This window comes from Simplicispira sp. GW247-4R2A (assembly GCF_059424465.1).
In genome coordinates this window covers 45,836-65,337 of the sequence record NZ_JBWKZM010000017.1, presented here as the reverse complement: position 1 = coordinate 65,337, position 19,502 = coordinate 45,836, and the positions used below count along the sequence as shown (strand labels likewise).

The window sequence follows — 19,502 nt, the reverse complement described above, 5'->3', positions numbered from 1 at the left end:
ATGCGCATCGGAGCCATTGTTTTTGACCCCAGCAGTGTTATCGGCGGAAGTGATCGGTCTGTTGTTTCTCTGACAGGCGGGTGGGCCTCCATCGGTGGCACCCCCGCACGCCGCATCCAGGGCATCGCGGACTTGCCGAACGATGTGATTTGGCTGACAAACCTGGGGTATTCGGCTTTCCTGGCTGCAAAGCTGAACATGCACGCCAATTTCCGCAACGAGGGTTGGCTGCGCACTGCGTTCGAGCAGATCGCTACCGAGTTCGGCCTGGGCCGGAACACCGGCAAAGCCAAGGAAACCGCCGAGGTGCTGTCTCTGATCGCTCACCGGGTCGTGGCCTATTCCTGCAAGGAACTGAACATTCAGGTGCAAAGCCATGCACGTCTGAACGACGACTACGCTACGGCAATGGGCCTGGATCGCTGCCGCATCCCGGAGATGCACTACTCGACGTTCGAGACGATTGCAGGGCACCCCAACGTGTCCGTGATCCAGAGCGTTAGCTTCGGGCGCGGAACGGCCAGCAGCATGACGCTGCGCTGCAACCGACTGGCCTACGCTCGCCGCATGCTATCCAACAAGGTGCCGCCCGACACGGGCTGGGAGCTTGTGAAGCAGAAGCTCACGGACGCCGACCTTGAGCGAATGGAAAAGCCATTCCTCGTGCGCTGCCGCATCACGAATGTGAAACCGATCATGGCCGAGGCCTTGTCCTGGGGTAGCGGCTCCAAACTCATCCGCGAATGGCTCACCGATGTGGAGTGGCGCATCGTGCGCCAGTACGCGGACGTGGAGCTGCGTGCGGCCATGGTGTGCGAGCAGGGCTACGAGAGCCTGGACAGCTACGCCGCAATGCTGCCACAGGGCACCGTGGACGAGCTTTCCTACAGCCTGGGTCTTGTCGCGGAACAGGTTTGGACAGCCCTGATGAACAAGCAGCCGCGTGCTGGCCGGATCACCGGCTACCCAGCGCGCGCCGCGTGGCTCAGGGCCATCGACCGGATGCAGATGTTCGACTACGCACAACGCATGCAGTCGCGCCGTGGCGTGACGCTGATCTCTTACGGCATGGGAAACGTGGTGGTGCGCGTTCCAGAGGGCGGCGCCAAGCACATCCTCGATATGGCCGTGGACGTTGGCTTGATGCCGCCCATGGCCGGATTCATCGAAGCCAGGACAGGGGTTGCCGCATGAGCGAAAACGAGTCGAAAAAGAGTGGGCTGTTCCAGATCGAGGCGGTACTTCGCGCGCACGCCAGCGTGCCGCAGTTGCTTGAACTGGACGGCATTTTGGTGAACCGGGAAATTGATGAGCCAACGCGCACCGCGCAGGCTCACGCCTTTATCGAGCAGTTTGTGGAAAGGGTAAGTCATGCTGGGAAAATTTGAATCGGTGCTCGTCTCCGTGCTTTCTTCGGTGAAGATGAGCGTGCAGGACTACTGCGACATTGAAACCGTGGACGAGGGCCGCAACATCGTTGCGGCGGATGGCAGCTTTGCATCCATCGTCAGGTTCCACGGCAGCAAGGGCATCCTTGGTGAAGGCCAGTTCAAGCGCCTTCTGGAACTGGTGACGGGCTCGCTGTCCATCTTCTTGGATCACCGGGGACACCAGTTGCAGGCCGTTTTCCGGCGCGATCTCGATGGCCGCGAAGCGCTGGTGCAGAACGCCGATCAACAGCATGCGACGGCCAAACGCCTTTCGCTCGCCGTGCATGACCTCATTGATGAAACCGTGGATCGCTACGGCGACTACGTGTACGACGAGGAATGCTATCTCGTGTTTTGGTCGCGCCCCTCGCTGCTCGACCCGATTGAGGGCAAGATTTTTCAGGAGCAGGTGAACGACTTCCGCAGAACGAGCAACTGGCCTGCCACCCGCGACGCGCAGAACCTGCTGCGCCCGATCACGTTCTTGCGGGATCGGCACAACGCCTTTGTGACCAAGGTTGTCACCGACCTCTGCTCGCCCGAGTTCAACTGCTTTGCCGAGATTCTTGACGTGTCCGATGCGCTGCGCGCAGTGCGCGCGAGCGTCTATCCCGACTTGGTGGGGCCAGGGTGGACTCCGGCGATTCCTGGCACCCACATCCCGCTGCGGTGGAAGAACAATGGCCGCAGCGAGGACTACAGCGAGTTCTTCTACCCCCGCATTGCCGAGCAAATCATGACGGCTTCGGCGGACATTGGCTCCATCAACAACCCGCAAATCCCCGACCCGACAACGATTCGTGTTGGCACGCGGGTGTACGCCCCCCTTTTCGTGAGCGCGCCGCCGCGCGAGCCGAAGTTCTTCAATCACCTGTTCTCGGCACTCAACCGCTCCGATACCCAGGAAAATGGGCGCTCGCGCTCGATGCCGTTCACGCTGAGCGTGATGATCGAGGGCGATGGGCTGCAAGGAACTGGCTTCAAGCAGCTTTTTGCGAGCTTGCTGGGTTTCACCTCGGAAATCAACCGCAACATCAACCTTGCGATCAAGGACTTGGCCGAGCGCAAGCGCGACGGCGAGACGATTGTGAAGCTGCGGATTGCCGCGATGACCTGGGCCGACTACTCGCCCGAGGGCGTGCGCGAGCTGCGACTGCGCAAGTCCAAGGTGCTGCGCGCCGTGGAAGGGTGGGGCAAGTCGTCAGTGACCGAGCGCACGGGCTACGTCATGGATGCTTTCCAGTCGTGCTGTGTGGGCCTTTCACCAAAGCACTTCGCGCCTGCATGCCCAGCGCCGCTGCACGACGCGCTCGGCCTGCTGCCGCTGACAAGGCCTGCGTCCCCGTTCCAGCGTGGCTCCATCATCTTCCGCAGCCGTGACGGCAAGATTCTGAACTACCAGCGCTTTGCCTCCGAGCAAACGACCTGGATCACGCTGATCGCAGGCCGCCCTGGCTACGGCAAGTCCGTGCTCATGAACAGCAACAACTTCGAGTCCTGCCTGCTGCCGGGGATCACGCGACTGCCCTTCGTCGGGATCATCGACATTGGCATCTCGTCGTCTGGCTTCATTGATCTGGTACATGACTCGCTGCCAGAGAACATGCGCCATCAGGCGGTTTACAAACGGCTCCAGAACAGCGAGCGGGACTGCATCAACCCCATGGACACGCCGCTGACCAAGCGCGATCCGCTGCCGCGTGGACGGGAATTCCTCAAGAACTTCCTGACCGCACTGGTGACTCCCCCGGAACGCGAAGGCAAGCCCTTCGAGGGCATGTCCACTTTCGTGGGCCGGATCATCGACCTTGCCTACATCAACAAGTCGGACAAGGTGGAAAAGGCGCAACCGAACCGCTACAAGCCTGGGCACAACAAGCTCATTGATGACGCCGTGACAACGCTGGGCCTGCGGATCATGCCCGCCACCCAGTATTGGGAGCTGGTGGACGCCTTTTTCAAGGCCGAGATGTACTACGAGGCCGAGGTGGCGCAGCGCTATGCCGTCCCCACGCTGTCCGACCTCGCAGCCATCGCATCGAGCGAGGAAGTGAAGTCCGAGTACGGTGACACGAAAGCCGAGGGTGGCCGCGAGATCATCCCCACGTTCATCACCGGCGTGCGTGAAGCCGTTGGCGACTTCCCGATCTTCGCAAGCACGACGCGGTTCGACCTGGGCTCGTCCCGCGTTGTCTCGCTGGACTTGCAGGACGTGGCCGTGCTGGGCTCGCCTGCGGCCCAAAAGCAGACCTCGCTCATGTTCATGATCGCGCGCGAGAGCTTCATGAAGAAGGTGGCTTATTCCCGCGAAGACTTGCCTTTCTTCGACGCCATGGCTCGCCCGTACTTCACGAAGATGGTCAACGAGATCGTGGACGAGAACAAGGTGCTTTGCATGGACGAGTTCCACAAGACGGGCGGACACCCGATCCTGCGGCAGCAGGTTCTCACCGATGGCCGCGAAGCGCGGAAGTGGAACATGGAGATCGTGCTGGCCTCCCAGCTCATGGAAGACTTCGGCGACCTGTGCAAGATTGCCACCACGAAGTTCATCATGGACTCGGGCACGGTGGAAACCCGCCGCTGGATGCGCGAGAACATCGGCCTGACCCCCGTGGAAGAACAGGGCCTCATGAACTTCGTTCACGGCCCGAACGCCGATGGGGCCACGTTCCTTGCCCAGTTCGAGACGAAAAGCTCGCCGTTCAGCCAGCTTTTCACGCTCACGCCTGGGCCGATGCGCCTGTGGGCGCTCTCGACCACGGCGGAAGACCGGAAGCTGCGCATGATGCTCTACGACGCGATGCCGCGCGATGCCGCACGCAGGCTGCTCGCCAAGCGCTTCCCCAGCGGCTCTTGCAAGAAGCTGGTGGAACGGCGCAAGCAAGAGCAGTTCGCGGATGTGGAATTCGTGGACGAGGCAATGGAGAGTTCTGTGATCGAGAAGATCGCCAAGGACTTGATTGAAGAATACTTCGAGCAGCCTGAACACGCGCTGAGCTAAAGCACGCGAAAAGGGAAGGGAAGGCGCATGGCGCAGTACAAGGGTTCCTCACGGAAACACGAGGTCAGAGCATCCAGGCGCCGCAAGGACACGCGCCTTGCGGGCCAGAAGTTCTCTGATTTCCTGTCGTCGCCGGACGGCAGCGTGATCTTCCTGATCGTGATCGTCGGGCTGGCCGTGGCCTTCTCCATCATCAAGCCGATCCCGTTTGCCGGTGAATTCGCGCTGCTGATCCTCTGGATTTTCTGGAGGTCGTATGGCGACGTTAAGCGCAGAGCGTTCGACTTCCCCTACCGGATGCCCGTGGAGTCAAAGCTGCGCGACGGCTCAACGCCCAAGGGCAAAGGCCTTGGCAACGGCATCACGATGCTAGGCAACGATCTGGAGACGCGCGAGCAAATCTACGCGGGCGACTCCGATCTGCGCACTCACCAGCTCGTGCTAGGCACCACGGGCTCGGGCAAGACCGAGTACCTGCTGGGCCTCGTGTTCAATGCCCTCGTGCAGAACACGGGGTTCATCTACACAGACGGCAAGGGCGACCCCGCCTTACAGAAGAACATCTTCAAGCTGGCCCGCCGCGTGGGCCGCGAGGACGATCTGCTCATCATCAACTTCATCACCTCGGGCCGCGACTTCGTGGAGAAGCAGTACGACAAGGTGACGAACAACATGAACATGATGGGCAACACCTCGTCAGGCATGCTGATCGAGCTGATCGTCGCCCTCATGGACGATTCCGGCGGCGGCGGCGATATGTGGAAGGGCCGTGCCATCTCTTTCGTGGCCGCGCTGACGCGCCCACTGGTGTACCTGCGGGACAAGGGCTACATCAATCTGGCACCGGAAAGCTACCTCGAATACTTTGAACTCAACGCCATCGAGGAACTGGTGTGGGAGCACAAGGGCAAGTATGGCGAGATGTTCGACGTGGTGTGCGCACCGCTGCGCTCCTACCTGCTCACCCTTCCTGGCTACCAGAAGAACAAGATCAAGAAGCAGGAAACCAAGACGCTCGAACAGCATGGCTTCATCGTCATGCAGCTCACCCGCATCTTCAATGACCTGACATTCAACTACGGGCACATCTTCAAGACGAAGGTGGGCGATGTTGATTTCTATGACGTGGTGATTAACCGGCGCCTGCTGGTGGTACTGCTGCCCGCACTGGAGCGCGCGCCAGACTCCATGCGCATGCTCGGCAAGATGATCGTGGGCTCCATCAAGCAGATGATGGCCGGATGCCTGGGCAACCGCGTGGAGGGTCTGGTGCGAGAGATCATCGACTCGCGCCCGACGAACGCTGCGGTGCCGTTCTACACGATCTTGGACGAGTACGGCTACTACGCGGTGATCGGCTTCGCCGTGGCCCCTGCGCAGGCCCGTTCGCTGGGCTTCTCGGTCATCTTCGCGGCTCAGGATTTTTCCTCACTCAAGAAGTCCTCTGCGGAGGAAGCTGACGCGACCTGGGAGAACACGAACATCCGCGCCATCGGGCGCATCACGTCCGGCCAGAAGTCCGAGACGTGGGAGCGCGTGCAAGGCGCGGCGGGCGAATCCGAGGAAGCGCGCATGGTTGGCTTTGAGCGCAAGTCGGGCGCGGTGAACGAGGTGTTCCGGCAGCAAGACAACATCACCATCGAACGGCGCAACCGTCTGGACTACGACGATCTCGCCATGCAGGAGAACGGCGAGTTCACGTTCCTGATCGGCAAGAAGGAGCGCGGCGGGCAAAGCGGTGGCGTGCGCGTGATCCGTGGCATGGGCTTCTATACGGGCGGCGGTGCCACCCCGAAGGAGATGCGGATCAACGACTTCCTGCCCATTCAAGCACCCGAGCCCGCTGATCTGCCGCAGAACCGCAAAGCGGTGAAGATGCTGCAAACCGCCGTGGGCGATGGGTCGTTGGGCGTCATGCTGATCCAGGCCATCGAGGCCGATCCGATCCTGACCTCGATGAAGCACCTTTTTGAGCACAACTACGCAACCGAGGGAACCACTCGGTTGAGCCGCCCCGACGCAGCGGCAGCGGTGATGCACTGGTTCCTCTCCCGCAAGGGCAACGAGCTGGTGCCGCCCGTGGGCACCAAGCTGCCGCCTGTTGCCATCCCTGCGCAGGTTTCCGCCCATCAAGTGGTGGGTGAACTGCCGGAAACCCCCGAATTGCCTGACGAAGTACCCGAGATTCCCGAGGTGCTAGAGGACACGCCCGAGTTCCCGGAAGACGTTGCAGCGCCCGCCACGAGCGGCGAGGCAGGGGAGGGCGCCGACACCCTGCGCAGCCGCCTTTTGGGCGTCTGTGCGGCCTTCAACAGCGATCCTGACGCCTTTCCGACTGGCTCCAGCACTTCGGCAAGCACAGGAGCTGACGACGACGAGATCAGCCTGGGCGATTACCAGTCCACCAGCATCGTGCTCACCGCGAGCGAGCAGGACGCATTCAAGCGACGAGCGCTGCCGCTGCTGCGGCAGCACCTCATGCTTTCCGGTGTGCAAGACGCACCGGAAACCGAGGACGATTTCGACGCCGAGCTGTCGGTCGGCGACGAGGCGCTGCTCAAGGACATTGAGATGCTGGGCCGTGGTCAGCCCTTCGAGAGCCTGGACGCGAAGTGGGAAGCCGAAAAGCAGGTTCTTGAGACGCGCAAGGCCATCGTGAAGCAAACCACGTACATCGACCCGCCGATGCCCGAGAAGATGAACGTGGACGAGGCCTCGCAGCGGCTATCGAAGATCAACGCCTTCTGCGAAGGGCTCATCAAGAAAACCCTGAAAGAATGACACGCCCGGTTTTTTCTGTTCAAATACCGCAATCACACGTTTTTGAACAATCATCAACTTTGGCGTCAATATGAGCATTTGGGGGAAATCAAAAAGCGCTGCGAAGTTCGTTTTCGTCAAGATTCCGGCAGGCATCCTGGGCGTCAACACACTGCGCAGCAACCACCAGACGATCAAGGCGCTCTACGAGACGCTGAGCAACCCCGCCTGCCCGAAGTGCGCCGGTGGGGTGTTGACCATTCGGGGAGGTGTCCAGGCCAGCGACAGCGACAATCCGAACTTGACGTACACATGGGCTTGCAACCGCTGTGACTTCATGATCCTGGGCAGCGCCGACAAGCGCTCGATCATCCCGACGCTGACCGCGATCCGCCAGGAGCAATCGCTGGCCCTGTTTGACGGCCTGGAGCCCGATGAGCGGCAGAAGTTCGTCAAGGCGCACACGCTGCACTCTCGCATCTTTTTCTCGGCATCCCTGGCGTTCTTCCTGGGCTTCTGCTGGATGCTGTTGCGCGGAGACGGCCTGCTACTGTCGATCAACTGGATCGCCCTGGCCCTGTGCATGTTCATCTTCGGGCTCAAGAAAAGCTACAGGGCATGGCAAGTAGAGAACGGGGTTCTCTACGTCCAAGGCGCTTTCAAGTCGTGGTTCAACAATGAAAAGTGGTTCCGCTAAGACGCTGGCTGCGCTCCTGTTCGCCGCAGTGCTCGCTCCCGTTTGCACGCACGCCCAGGCCATCGCCATCAACCCCGCCGATCCGCTGCACCGGGTCGGCCCAGCAGATATTCCCTGCGTGATCCAGGCCGCGATGCGCCATGGTGTTCCTGCCAACGTCCTGCTGGCCCTGGCCAGCGTGGAAGGCGGGAAGAACGGCCAGCTCGTGCGCAACACGAACGGCACCTATGACGTAGGCCACTTCCAGATCAACACCATGCACTTCGCCGAGAACGGTGTGTTCCAGCACATCCGCAAGGACGATGCGGCATGGCGCGGCTGCTACAACGCCGAGCTGGCCGCATGGTTTCTGCGGCAGCGCCTGGATGCCCCAGGCGGCGGCGACTACTGGACGCGCGTGGCGACTTATCACTCGGCCACGCCGAAATTCAACGCGATCTATCGCAGCAAGCTGATCCCGCTGGCCGCGCGCTGGGGACGTTGGCTGCAAGCCAACTACAAAACTTCGATTTCCTACCACTGACCTTAAAGGAGCTGACCGTGAGCCGTATCAACAATGAGTTTCGCCTGTCGGGCCGCATGGGCGGCCCCGTGGATAAATCTTTCAATCCCAACAATGGCAATCCCATTGGCCGCGTCTCGCTCGCGGTGGACAACAGCTACACCAACCGGGAAAGCGGCGAGATCGTGGAACGCACGGTCTGGTGCGACCTGACGTTCTACAACGCCAGCCACATTGAACGCCTGGAGAAATTCGGCGGCAAGGGCCGCGAGATCCACGTCATGGGCACCATCGGCAAGGACGTATGGGACTCCAAGACCCGCAAGCAGGAAGACGGGGTGACACCCGCCAAGGACTCTCGCATGACGCTGCTCGTGAACGGCTTGCTGCTGGGCCGCGAGCCCTCGGGCCAAGGCCAGCAAGGTGAGCAAGCCTCCGGCGCGGCCTCGGGCGGTTTCAATGACATGGATGACGACATCCCCTATTAGTTCTGAGATCGAATTTTCAGGATCGGGCGAAGCCCGAAGATCACGAGGGGCACGCTGGTGCCCCTTTTTTTTGGCACACCAAGGGGTAGGCATGGGTATCGCAGAGAAAAGGGCGCCTGGAGGCGCTGTGGCGCGTCTAGCGACGTATCTGGTGGCAGGCTGGAGCGGGTTTTTCGTCATGTCGGTCGAGCTGCTGAGCAGCCGCATCCTGGCACCGTATTTCGGCTCCAGCATCTTCGTGTGGGGAGGCATCCTCACGGTGTTCATGACGTTCTTGTCGGCGGGCTATCTCCTGGGCGGCATGCTGTCCACCCAGCGGCCTCGCCTGTGGAAGCTGGCATGTCTGCTGGCCGCTGAGGCACTGCTGACGCTGCCGGTGATCGGCGCCGAGCCACTGCTGGAACAACTCTCCCTGGCCGTGCCCGATCCGCGCTACGGCTCGCTGCTGGGCAGCTTGATGCTGTTCGCCATACCGACCACTCTCACCGGCATGATCTCGCCGTATGCAATCCGCCTGCTGGTGCGCGGAATCGGCAGCAGTGGGCGCGAGGCTGGGCTGGTTTACTTCGTCTCCACGCTGGGATCAGCCGCAGGCACCATTGCCACCGGGTTCTATCTCGTCCTGATCTTGGACATTTACAAGATCGTCACCTCGCTGACGATTATTTCCCTGCTGATCGCCATCGCAGCCGCGTCAGTCTCCTACCAGCTCAAGGCGCAAGAAAATGAATAAGGTTCTTACTGCATTGGCACTGGCATTTGTGACGGCCACCGTCCAGGCGCAAACCTTTGGCGCGACAAAGCCGATTTGGAAACAACGATCCATGTACCGCAACATCATCGTTCTGGAAGGTAACGGTCATCGCTGCCTGACATTCGGTGCGCGAAGCGACCGGCAAAGCTGCATTGAACTATCCAACCCAAACAAGCTCGTTTTCGGCTACACGCAAAGAATCTTCGATGCTCTCCAGCATATCCCAAGGGTGAATCGGATACTGATTATCGGAATAGGCGGTGGCTCACTCCCGATGGCGATTCGCACCACATACCCCGAAGCGCATGTTGATGCGGTCGAGCTGGATCAAGAGGTTGTCAATGTCGCGCTCCGGTATTTCCAATTCAAGCCTGATGAAAAACTGGCCGTTTTCGCAGAAGACGGACGTGTTTTTATCAGGAAAATGATACGTCAAAATATACGATACGACGCGATTATCCTAGACGCCTTCGATAAAGACTATATACCAGAGCACATGACCTCAGCAGAATTTCTCGGGCAAGTCAAAAAATCACTACAGCCAGACGGCATTATTCTTGCAAACACATTCAAAACAACGAATTTTGCAAAATACGAAGAAGCCACATATCAATATGTTTTTGGGGTGATATATGAATCAAATATCCCAAGCGGAAACAGGATCATTATTGCTGGGCAGCAAGCCAGGGCGCTCGCGTCCAAGTTGCCGGACTCGCATCAGATTCCACCCTCTGATGCCCCCGTGATGACCGACAAATTCTCTCCGGCGAACGCTCTACTTATCCACTGACTCTGTGGATTGTCCTGTGCATAAAACTGTGCGTAAGCTGTGCATAAAACAGACCAAAAACGGGCCGGTGACGCCACAGACCGATGATGTAGAATCCTGACGTAAGTTATTGATTTTATTGAGTTTGTGGATAACTTGGCAGATGAAGTAGAATCCAAAGGCCGATGAAGTAGAATCCGAAAAGATGACCGATGAAGTAGAATCCAGCCTTATAAATCAACAACTTACAGCGCGTTCCGAAGACCCCCCAAGTAGTATCCAAGTAGTTAGAGAAGACAAGTAGAGCGCAGCGGCGAGGCCACCGGCTGGGCCAGTTCAAGCGGCAGAGGCGGCAAAGCCGCTCTACTCGTTTCTATGAAACAGTTCATCAAAAACCAACAGCCAGAGGCTCGATGGCGAGGTTTTGTATGTGATGCCTGTGATATAGTATTTTTTCTTTTTGAAAGGGTATTCCATGATCTCTGATGAGCAGTTGAGCACCATGTCCCTCGCAGACCTTCGAGTGCTGCAAGACAAGCTCGGCAAGCGCATCCTGGCTCTTGCCAGCGAGGAAAAACAGGAAGCCATCAAAAAGGTGCGTGGGCTTATCGAGGCCTATGGGATCGACACAAAGGCCATATTCGGTCGTGCAGCACACAAGGGGAGCGCTGACGCCTCGGTGGCGAAGCGTGCGGTCGAGCCCAAGTTCCGTGATCCTGAAACCGGGAAAACTTGGACGGGACGGGGGATGACGCCGAAGTGGCTGGTTGGCAAGAACCGTGATGATTTCAGGATAACTGCCGAAGCCGCCTGAATCGACGGGGCAAATAAAAAAGCGCAGTTAATACTGCGCTTTTTTATTTGTGCTCCCACTTCATCGGGATATGACCCGAGGAATATGGGTACTAGAAGGTCGAAGCTCAAGATATTCTGATGTGGCCTGGATATTGGCGTTGTAATGGTCAAGAACGAGTTTTAATTGAGCGGAGAACTTGGCGCGGAAATTCTTGATGCCAATAGGATCGTCGCTATACTCGCTTCCGAATTGAAATTTCAGTTGACGCCATGTGATTTTTATTGGTTTACTCAGAACATTCATCTTGTATGTCAGCCAGATATAAATGTCGATGGCGACGGATGAGCGGAGTGCATGTACCACATTAAGGTCTATTGGAAATGAATGCTTAACACATTGGTTGAAGAAAGATTCTGAAAGGTCAATAAAACCTTGCCACTGGTAGTTGGAGATTCCTCCGGCATTGGCGTGGGGTGTCCAGATGAGTGAGCCCTGCGATGCAACTTCGACATTCTTGAAGTTGAATTTGTTATCTCCGCGTTCACTCCAGCGGATTGCAGCGGTGAAAAGCTGAATAGCACTGTTTTTTACAAGAGAAACTTGACCGCGTTTTCCCATGCCATCGGGATTAAGACCAAGGCGCCGAATAAAGTCCGCTTGACTTTCGCCAAGCAGAATGCGGCGTTCGCCAGTGCGTTTCGCCAGGGTGCAAATGTGCGCCAGGAGCAGGCGAGGGTAGCGGCCATACGGGATGCCGATCTCAGGATCGTTCATCACGCTGAGCGTGACCATCGCGTCGGTGCGTTTGTAGATGCCCGTCTTGACTGCGCGGTGCGGGAGTGCTGCAAAGACCATGGCCGAGGTGACAAAGCCAAGCTCTTGCTGGAGGACTGGATCGGGCTGCGCTACTTGCGTTACCGCTTGCTGTTCCAGGCACTGCCCCATGGTTGTCACGTCTGTGGCGTCCCAGTCGAATTCTTGCTGGGCTACGGCCTGTGCGCGCTGAGGCATTGCAATGATTTCGGGGCGCGGCGCCGGGGATGCAGGGGGGACTTCTGCCACGACAGTGGTTTGCGCTGACGTGCTTGTGGTGGGTTGGGGTGGGCCGTCTGGATAGCTCCTGCGGTACGCCGCTTTTGCGGCGTCAACACTGCCACCCCCGTATCTGACGAAGCGATCTACCCATGCCTGCTCATGCTCTGACGCAGAGCTTGTTGGTGCCGGTGTCCCCATGAAGCCGAACCTTTCCTATTGACATGCAAGCGGCGCTATAGTAGCACATGCGCGTCATAAAGATGTAAAAAAGTTGAAAAAACGATCATTACAAAAATTGAAATTTCACTTAAATAACCGTAGCGACGTTTTTATGATCGTTTGAGCTATGTTGCCGTAAAAATCCAATCTTTTGTTGACAGTATAGTTTCGAGGCGGCTATATTGCAGCCACTTTCACTACTCTTTCCTCGTTTTGATTGGAGAACCGCATGAGCACGACGTTTGACCCCGCCATCGCCAAGGATGCTTTGAAGCAACAGCAAGCGCCCGCGCAGCGCGAGCGCCGTGTGTACGATGAGCGCGTGTTCATGGAGGTGGAGCGGTTCCAGCTCTCGCGCACGGGTGGAGACGAATGGGCTATCGGTCGTTCGATCACGAATCCCGAGGAAAAGGTGATGGTGCGGCTGAGCACCATCGAGGAACGCATGTCCGATCTGCCGCAGGCGAACGAGGCCAAGCTGCGGCAGTCTTATGAAGGCGAGAACCGCCGCGAAACCCTGGCCGAGAAGGCACAGGGCAAGATCAAGCTGATCGCGTTCGATGGTGCCCGCCCGCTGGGCGTCAGCGAGGACGGCATGAAGCAGTACCGTGCGCACTGGCCGCAAACCATGGCCGCAAAGCCCGAGGCCGAGGTGACTGCGGGCGTGGGCAGCATCGTTCTGTACCAGCCCAAGGAAGGCTCCGGCAACAAGGCCGATGCCTACGTGGAGTTCCTGCGCACTGCCACTCTGGCCGATGGCTCGAATGTGCAGCAGGCCATGGAATCGGCCCTGGAGATCAAGGACGACAATGGGCATGCGCGTGATGCCCACGCGGTCATGCGCGTCTTCTACAACGGTGAGGAAGTCGCTACGGCCCGCGTGTTCCCGGCGCGCGAGCAGGCGAAGGTCACAGACCCGATGTACGGCGACGAGAAGACCATCATGCAGCCGGTGGACGCCGCAAGCAGCTTCCAGGCGTTGCGCGAAGGCAAGGCCACGGGCATCCAGTCGATGGACGCCAACAACGATTTGGCGCGTGCCGTGGTCGCAGGCCTGATGGGCGACGATGAGCCACCGAAATCCAACGTCATGAAACCGGAGCAGGTCGAGAACTTCTTCTACGGCGCCAAGGGCGGCGATCTGAATGTGGAGATCGTCGGCGTCGAACGCATCAAGTTCGGCATGGACAGCGCCAAGACCTACCTGAAAGACCGCGATAACCGGAAGTTCGCGGACTATCTGGTGAAGACCGAGGTCGAGGGCGGCAAGACCATGACCGAGCGCGGCTACGGTAATACGGTGGTGGCTTTCCAGCGCTATCCGAACGGCCAGCCGTATGCCGTGTACGCCTCTCCGCAGGAGAATTTGCCCCGCGTCAGTCCGTTGGCCCAGTTCGACTCGCAGATGCCCCTGACCTCGATCCTGCCGGAAGACCCGAAGGCACCGAAGCAGAAAAAATCGAGCGATAACGAAATGAGCATGTAAGACCGATGCACCACAAAGAAGCCACTACGGCGCCATATGGATGCCGTGGTGGCTTTCTATTTGTGTCGTATGTGTGTCGTATAAGTGCCGTCAAGGCGCGATGGTGAGGCTGGTATGGCAACAACAAAATGGTTTGATCTTGCTTCCCACGGCTTTCTTGTGGGTGCCGAGCGGCTGGGCGATGGTGTGCCGCGCATCTTGCTGCTGGATATGGATGACAAGGCCGACGCTGACAAGCTGCTTGGTGCGGGTTTTGTTCGCATGCGCGGTTCTCCCGCCTACGAGCGCGGTCTGTACTACCTCGACCGCGAAGATCAGCGCATCAAAGGCGCTGAGCTGGCCGCAGCGCTGGGGTTGCCGAGCTGCCCAATGGTGGTCAAGGAGCGCGACGAGATCGCGCGTGAATTCCGTGCCGCCTTCAAGGAGAGGATCGGCAAGAACCTGTGGACGGCCTTGCAGCAGTCGCGCAAGCTGGGGCGCAATAAGGATGGGAACCCGGTGTTCGAGTCGCCTACAGGGCGGCTGATCCAGCAGTCCGCAGAGGATGGTTCCATTGAGGTCGTAGCGGCCAACTCGAAGGCTGGCCGCTCCCTGGGTGCCGGATCGTTCCTGTACGCCGATGATGCGCAGTCGCTGGCTGATTGCGCGGACGGATTTTTCGGCGAAATCCGCGCGGGAACACGCATGAACTGGTCTGATCTGGAGCGCGCCACGCGCGCCGCGTTCGACCGGCATCTCGTCAACGGCGAGGTGTCCGACATGCAGCTCAGGGCCTTTCAGGAGGCCGTTGAAGCTGCCGGGTATCGGGCGTTCAACGGTCGCTTGTCCACCAAGATCAATCGGCAGGCCCTCACGGTGGCAGAGGACTACTACAACGGCCTGCCCGTGGCACGCATGCGCACAGCCGAGTCGATCGCACTCCAGCAGTATTCAACGCCGCTGCCGATGGGCGTTGTGGCCCAGCGGTTGCTGGTCGGCAACGACGAGTTCCGTGGTAAGACCATCATGGAGCCCACGGCAGGCAACGGCGGGCTGCTCACCTTGGTGGGAAAGCAGGCCCGTGTCTTCGCCATCGAACTGGACAGCAAGCGCGCGAATGTGTTGAAGGCGAACGACTGCGAGAAAGTGGTGGTGGGCGATGCCCTTGAGCTGAGCTACCGGCGATCCCTGGATCAGCCCGAAGGGTTCGACTACACGATCACGAACCCGCCCTTTGGCGCTATGGATCGTGATCGGCCTTTCGACAAGCTGCCGCGTGTGCGGCGGGCCGACTACTACATCGCCCTCAAGACCCTGGAGGCGCGCAAGCCGGAGGGCCGCTCCGTGCTGATCCTCGGCGCCGACGAGCAGCGCAACCCCGGTGAGATTCGGGGTGGCTCCAAGTCCTTCATGGAGTATGTGTACGACCACTACAACGTCCTGGGTGCGGTCGAGCTGGATGGGCGCATGTACGCGAAGCAGGGTGCCGGGGCCAACGTGCGCATGTTCGTGGTTGGCGAAAAACGCGAGGTGCCGGTCACGGCGGACGTTCCAGAGCGCCTGCCGGTGCTGCGCACCTATGCCGAGGCCTGGGACTGGGCAGAGGCCATCGTGCAGAAATACCCCGTGGCCGTGGTCGAGGCCGTTGCCCAGGCCGAGGCCTCGGGCGATCAGCCTGAGCCTGAACCTGCCGAGCCTGAACCTGCCGAGCCTGAACCTGCCGAGCCGGTGCCCGCCGAGCCGGTGCCCGCCGCTGCGGTGGCCGATGCCACGGCCACGGGCCAGCCCGTGAAGGTGGCAAGGCCAGCACCCGAGCGCAAGGTGAACGAGTATCAAGCTCCCTACCAGTCGGCGTCCAAGGTGGCGCCGCCGACAGGGATGGTGCCGATCAACCTTGCAGGCGCGACATACGCGGCCCTGGCCGATCTGGAAACAAAGGTCGGCCCGATAGACGACTACGTTGCGCAGAAACTCCAGTACCGCACTGACGAACTGGGCAGCTTCTTCTCCCCCGAGCAGGTAGATGCCCTGGGCCTTGCGATCTCGAAGATGGACGCTGGCCGTGCCTTCACGAACAGTGATTTCACGGGCTTCGGCAAAGGCCGCTTCTGCGCGGCCATGCTGCGCTACGCGAAGCTGGAGGGCAAAGTGCCGGTGTTCTTGACGCTCAAGCCCGAGCTGTTCACCGACATTTTTCGTGACCTCAAGGACATAGACAGCGATCACCTGTTCACGCAGCCGTTCATCTTCAATGAAGCCGTGAGCGTGATGCAGTTCGGTTCTGGCTCCGATGTGCTGCACGCGGCCACGTCATCGGGTGCGCGCAAGGCTGCTCTCGATGCGGGGGTGCTGCCGGAGGGAACCGATCTGGTGCTTGCCACCTATTCGCAGTTCCAGCGCAGGCCGGAGATCAACCGCAAGGCAGGGTTCCTGGCCGAGATCGCGCGCCAGGGAACCGCGTTCGTGGTGGATGAGGCACACGTCGCCGCAGGCGAGTCCAACATCAGCACGACCATCGGCGCAGCCTTGTCCGAGACGGATGGCGTGGTCTATGCGTCCGCGACTCCCTTCAAGGGGGTGGCGAACTTCCACATCTACGGGCGCATGTTCCCGAAGTCGGTCGATCTGGCGAGCCTGCCGGACACGCTGAAAGCTGGCGGCGAGGCCTTGATGGAGGCGATCAGCTCCAACATGGCCCGCGATGGCGTGTTCATTCGCCGCGAGCTGGACTTGTCCAAGCTGGAATTCGCTTCGCGCGAGCCGTCGATTGACCGCGCGCGGTTCAACCGCGAGGTCAGCGACAAGGTGGCTCAAATCCTGAGCCGCATGTCCTATCTGTCGGGCGACGTGAGCCGCGAGGTGAACTCGCTCAACAAGGACTTCAAAAAGCAGCTTGAGGAGATTCCCGAGAAGGAGCGCCAGGGCATGCGCATGCAGGCCACGAGCATGAATTTCGGCTCGCGGCTCTACAACATCAACCGGCAGTTCCTGCTATCGCTGGTGGTCGATGAGGCCGCTGACGCTGCGGTGGAAGCCTTGCAGCAGGGCCGTAAGCCGGTCATTGCCGTGGAGAACACGGGCGAGAGCCTGCTGCGCGAGGTGATCGCGCGCCGTGCCGGTGTCGCCGAGCTGCTCGATGAAATGGAACAACTCAAGGCCGATCCTGGCGACGACAAAGCCGCTGCACAGGAGCGCCTGGATTCCATCAAGCAGCAAGTCGATGCGCAGATGGCTTCCGTGAAGCTGGAGAAGCCACCACAGTTCCGCGACTTGCTGGAGGTGATGCTGGATCGAATCGGCGTCATCAAGGTGATGGAGCGCTACGGACAATACGCCACGCACCGACCCTCCAGCGAGCAGTACGAGGAAGAAGAAGAAGCCCTTCGGGAGCTGATCCGCGAACTGCCCGACATGCCGCTGAGTGCCCTGGACGTGGTGAACCAGCGGCTGCGCGAACACGGCTACGAGCCGACCGAGGTGTCGGGGCGCACCATGTCGCTGCACAAGGAGTTGAACGGCGGGCGGTGGGTGCCGGAGGAACACAAGAAGGCGAACGCCGTGGCGAACGTGGCCGGGTATCAGAACGGCACCTACGACTGCATCACGATCACGCGCGCAGGTTCCACGGGCATCTCGCTGCATGCGACGAACCGCTTTGCTGACTCCGATATTCGGCAGCGCGAATTCATCGTCGCGCAAAAGGCGGCGAACATCGCCGAGTTCCTGCAATGGATGGGACGGGTCAACCGGCGCGATCAGGTGTGTCATCCGATCATGCGCACGCTGGAGACGTGCCTGCCTGCCGAGTCGCGCCTGACCATGATGCACAACGCCAAGTTGCGCAGGCTGTCCGCCAACACGACCAGCAACCGCGACAACGCGAACATCGAGGGGGAAGACCTCGATCTGCTCAATGACCTGGGCGATCAGATCGCGCTGGAATGGCTGGTCGAGAACCCGAGCGTGGCCCGCGATCTCGATATTGATCTGCCCACGGACGAGGATGCGCTGGACAGGCGCAGCCAGGACTGCCCGTACATCAACAAGCTGATGGGCAGGCTGGTGATGGTTCCTGTAGCCAAGCAAGAAGAAATCCTTGGCACCCTTTCGCAGCGTTTTGCGGACAAGGTGGAGGAACTGGAGCAGCGCGGCATCAACCCGTTCAAGGTGGAGGTGTACGAGTGGAATGCCCGTGTTGCTTCCGAGGAAGAATTGGTGAGCCCGACTCTGAAAATCACGTCCTCCACGTTCGATGAGCCCGTGAAGATCGTGAACCTGCACTATCAGGAAGAAGTCGTTCCGATCCGTGAGGCCAAGCTGCTCGAAATGATCCGGGCGGGCAATACCGACTACCTCCAGGGCTTCGGCGAGGGCGATGACGGCGTGGCGAACCGCTTGAAGTTCCGGGAGGCCTTGGGCGCGGCGGCAGAGGCCTTCATCCACAAGCAGCTCCCGGACGATCTGCGCGAGGCGGTGGAAGGGCGGGCGGTTGCCTTGGATGACGCGCTCAAGAACGAGAAGGCCAGTAGCGCGAAGCGGGCCGACACGCGCATGCGCTACCTGCTGCGCGGCTGGCAGCAGATGCTCCCAGGTACGCTGGTGGAGTTTGATGACCAGATCAAGGGCACGCTCAAAGGCTACGTGACGGATGTGTCCCTGCCCAGGACGGCAGATCAATTGACCAGACTGGGCGAATACCGGATGCGCGTCGTGTTCCCCGGCGAGAGTCGGCCCAAGACGATCTCACTGGCAACCTTGTTCAACCAAGACAAGTTCCTGAGCGAGAACCTGTCGATGCGCATCCAACCCGACAAGCCTGACCACGGTATCCAGAGCTGGGTCAAGCGCGAGTTCGACAAGATCATGTCGGGCTACAACGATGCGCCGGATGGCATGGTTACGCGCTCGGCGACCGTGCTCAGCGGCAACATCTTCCGCAGCGTCGAGCTGGCGAGCAACAACGGCCTGGGCCACCCGATCCTCTACACCGACGAGCATGGAAACCGGCAGCGCGCGGTGCTGGTGAAATCGCACATTTCGGCGGACAAAATCAAGTCGATGCCCATGGGCATGGATGCCGACGACGTGATGCAGTACATCCACGCCGTGGACGCCAAGCACGAGGCGCGGCCCGACAAGGGCTACAAGCCGTGCGCGGAGCTGCTGATCTACAACAACGCGGTGATGGACGGGCCGGAAGACGGCGGCATCTCGATTGCGCGCCGCTCGCCTGGGCAGTTCACGATGCGCCTGCCTGGAACTAAGTCGGCGGCTGGGCGGTTGATGGCAGACGCGCGGATTTTCGACGTTGGGGCCAAGACCTCGCCAGACAGCCTGCGGCTCACCCTGGCGGGCAACCGCAAGACCATGAGCTGTACTTTCGACGAGGGCAAGCTGCCCGAACTGCTGAAACGATTGTCGAGCGGCAACCATGTGGGGCGGTTCTATGTCAGCGGGCTCGATCTGGAGATCGTCAAGCAGTTGCAGCAGCAGAACCGGATCGAGGCGCAAAACACGGCGTCGCGTGATGCAGTCGCTGTGGCTTCCATGGGATGAAACTGATGGCGCAATAGGGCAAGTGGT

At 59.9% G+C, this 19,502-nt stretch carries 13 protein-coding genes; 12 read left to right on the top strand and 1 reads right to left on the bottom strand.

The window, feature by feature from the left end; genetic code table 11:
* Positions 1–198 precede the first annotated feature (198 nt).
* The 10 genes from AC07ZH_RS12645 to AC07ZH_RS12600 all read left to right on the top strand — a co-directional run bounded on the left by AC07ZH_RS12645 (position 199) and on the right by AC07ZH_RS12600 (position 11,218).
* Entirely contained in the window at positions 199–1,194 is a 996-nt protein-coding gene (locus AC07ZH_RS12645; RefSeq protein ID WP_495200048.1) for a hypothetical protein, read from the top strand.
* A complete protein-coding gene (locus AC07ZH_RS12640) occupies positions 1,191–1,388 on the top strand; it encodes a hypothetical protein (protein ID WP_495200047.1) in 198 nt (65 codons plus the stop codon). Before AC07ZH_RS12645 ends, AC07ZH_RS12640 begins: the two co-directional genes overlap by 4 nt.
* Positions 1,372–4,434 (top strand): putative type IV secretion/conjugal transfer ATPase, encoded by a 3,063-nt coding sequence (locus AC07ZH_RS12635; RefSeq protein ID WP_495200046.1) that lies wholly within the window; start codon positions 1,372–1,374, stop codon positions 4,432–4,434. Before AC07ZH_RS12640 ends, AC07ZH_RS12635 begins: the two co-directional genes overlap by 17 nt.
* A gap of 27 nt (positions 4,435–4,461) precedes the next feature.
* Positions 4,462–7,215 (top strand): TraM recognition domain-containing protein, encoded by a 2,754-nt coding sequence (locus AC07ZH_RS12630; RefSeq protein ID WP_495200045.1) that lies wholly within the window; start codon positions 4,462–4,464, stop codon positions 7,213–7,215.
* A gap of 70 nt (positions 7,216–7,285) precedes the next feature.
* Positions 7,286–7,891, top strand: a complete 606-nt coding sequence (locus tag AC07ZH_RS12625; RefSeq protein WP_495200044.1) for a hypothetical protein — start codon at positions 7,286–7,288, stop codon at positions 7,889–7,891.
* Complete coding sequence (locus AC07ZH_RS12620; protein WP_495200043.1) at positions 7,872–8,414, top strand: transglycosylase SLT domain-containing protein; 543 nt, start codon at positions 7,872–7,874, stop codon at positions 8,412–8,414. The genes AC07ZH_RS12625 and AC07ZH_RS12620 overlap by 20 nt, the downstream gene beginning before the upstream one ends.
* A 17-nt stretch (positions 8,415–8,431) precedes the next feature.
* Positions 8,432–8,881, top strand: coding sequence for a single-stranded DNA-binding protein (locus AC07ZH_RS12615; protein WP_495200042.1), 450 nt, complete (start codon positions 8,432–8,434; stop codon positions 8,879–8,881).
* Positions 8,882–8,972: 91 nt separating this feature from the next.
* A complete protein-coding gene (locus AC07ZH_RS12610; protein ID WP_495200041.1) occupies positions 8,973–9,614 on the top strand; it encodes a fused MFS/spermidine synthase in 642 nt (213 codons plus the stop codon).
* Positions 9,607–10,425: a spermidine synthase gene (locus AC07ZH_RS12605; protein WP_495200040.1), complete on the top strand. Its 819-nt coding sequence runs from the start codon at positions 9,607–9,609 to the stop codon at positions 10,423–10,425. Before AC07ZH_RS12610 ends, AC07ZH_RS12605 begins: the two co-directional genes overlap by 8 nt.
* A gap of 454 nt (positions 10,426–10,879) precedes the next feature.
* Positions 10,880–11,218, top strand: a complete 339-nt coding sequence (locus tag AC07ZH_RS12600; RefSeq protein WP_495200039.1) for an H-NS histone family protein — start codon at positions 10,880–10,882, stop codon at positions 11,216–11,218.
* Between the two features lie 60 nt (positions 11,219–11,278).
* On the opposite strand, the gene AC07ZH_RS12595 is transcribed toward AC07ZH_RS12600, so the two are convergent.
* Positions 11,279–12,262, bottom strand: coding sequence for a replication protein RepA (locus AC07ZH_RS12595; protein WP_495200038.1), 984 nt, complete (start codon positions 12,260–12,262; stop codon positions 11,279–11,281).
* 421 nt (positions 12,263–12,683) lie between these two features.
* On the opposite strand from AC07ZH_RS12595, the gene AC07ZH_RS12590 reads away from it, so the two are divergent.
* Together AC07ZH_RS12590 and AC07ZH_RS12585 are read left to right on the top strand one after the other, a co-directional pair.
* Positions 12,684–13,940, top strand: a complete 1,257-nt coding sequence (locus tag AC07ZH_RS12590; protein WP_495200037.1) for a hypothetical protein — start codon at positions 12,684–12,686, stop codon at positions 13,938–13,940.
* A gap of 114 nt (positions 13,941–14,054) precedes the next feature.
* Positions 14,055–19,475, top strand: a complete 5,421-nt coding sequence (locus tag AC07ZH_RS12585) for a strawberry notch C-terminal domain-containing protein (RefSeq protein ID WP_495200036.1) — start codon at positions 14,055–14,057, stop codon at positions 19,473–19,475.
* The last annotated feature ends 27 nt before the right edge of the window (positions 19,476–19,502 follow it).

Excerpts from the sequence above, each read along its gene's own strand:
- AC07ZH_RS12600 (WP_495200039.1), top strand. The coding sequence starts at position 10,880 with ATGATCTCTGATGAGCAGTTGAGCACCATGTCCCTCGCAGACCTTCGA.
- AC07ZH_RS12605 (WP_495200040.1), top strand. The coding sequence starts at position 9,607 with ATGAATAAGGTTCTTACTGCATTGGCACTGGCATTTGTGACGGCCACC.
- AC07ZH_RS12585 (WP_495200036.1), top strand. The coding sequence starts at position 14,055 with ATGGCAACAACAAAATGGTTTGATCTTGCTTCCCACGGCTTTCTTGTG.
- AC07ZH_RS12640 (WP_495200047.1), top strand. The coding sequence starts at position 1,191 with ATGAGCGAAAACGAGTCGAAAAAGAGTGGGCTGTTCCAGATCGAGGCG.
- AC07ZH_RS12635 (WP_495200046.1), top strand. The coding sequence starts at position 1,372 with ATGCTGGGAAAATTTGAATCGGTGCTCGTCTCCGTGCTTTCTTCGGTG.
- AC07ZH_RS12610 (WP_495200041.1), top strand. The coding sequence starts at position 8,973 with ATGGGTATCGCAGAGAAAAGGGCGCCTGGAGGCGCTGTGGCGCGTCTA.
- AC07ZH_RS12625 (WP_495200044.1), top strand. The coding sequence starts at position 7,286 with ATGAGCATTTGGGGGAAATCAAAAAGCGCTGCGAAGTTCGTTTTCGTC.
- AC07ZH_RS12630 (WP_495200045.1), top strand. The coding sequence starts at position 4,462 with ATGGCGCAGTACAAGGGTTCCTCACGGAAACACGAGGTCAGAGCATCC.
- AC07ZH_RS12645 (WP_495200048.1), top strand. The coding sequence starts at position 199 with ATGCACGCCAATTTCCGCAACGAGGGTTGGCTGCGCACTGCGTTCGAG.
- AC07ZH_RS12620 (WP_495200043.1), top strand. The coding sequence starts at position 7,872 with ATGAAAAGTGGTTCCGCTAAGACGCTGGCTGCGCTCCTGTTCGCCGCA.
- AC07ZH_RS12590 (WP_495200037.1), top strand. The coding sequence starts at position 12,684 with ATGAGCACGACGTTTGACCCCGCCATCGCCAAGGATGCTTTGAAGCAA.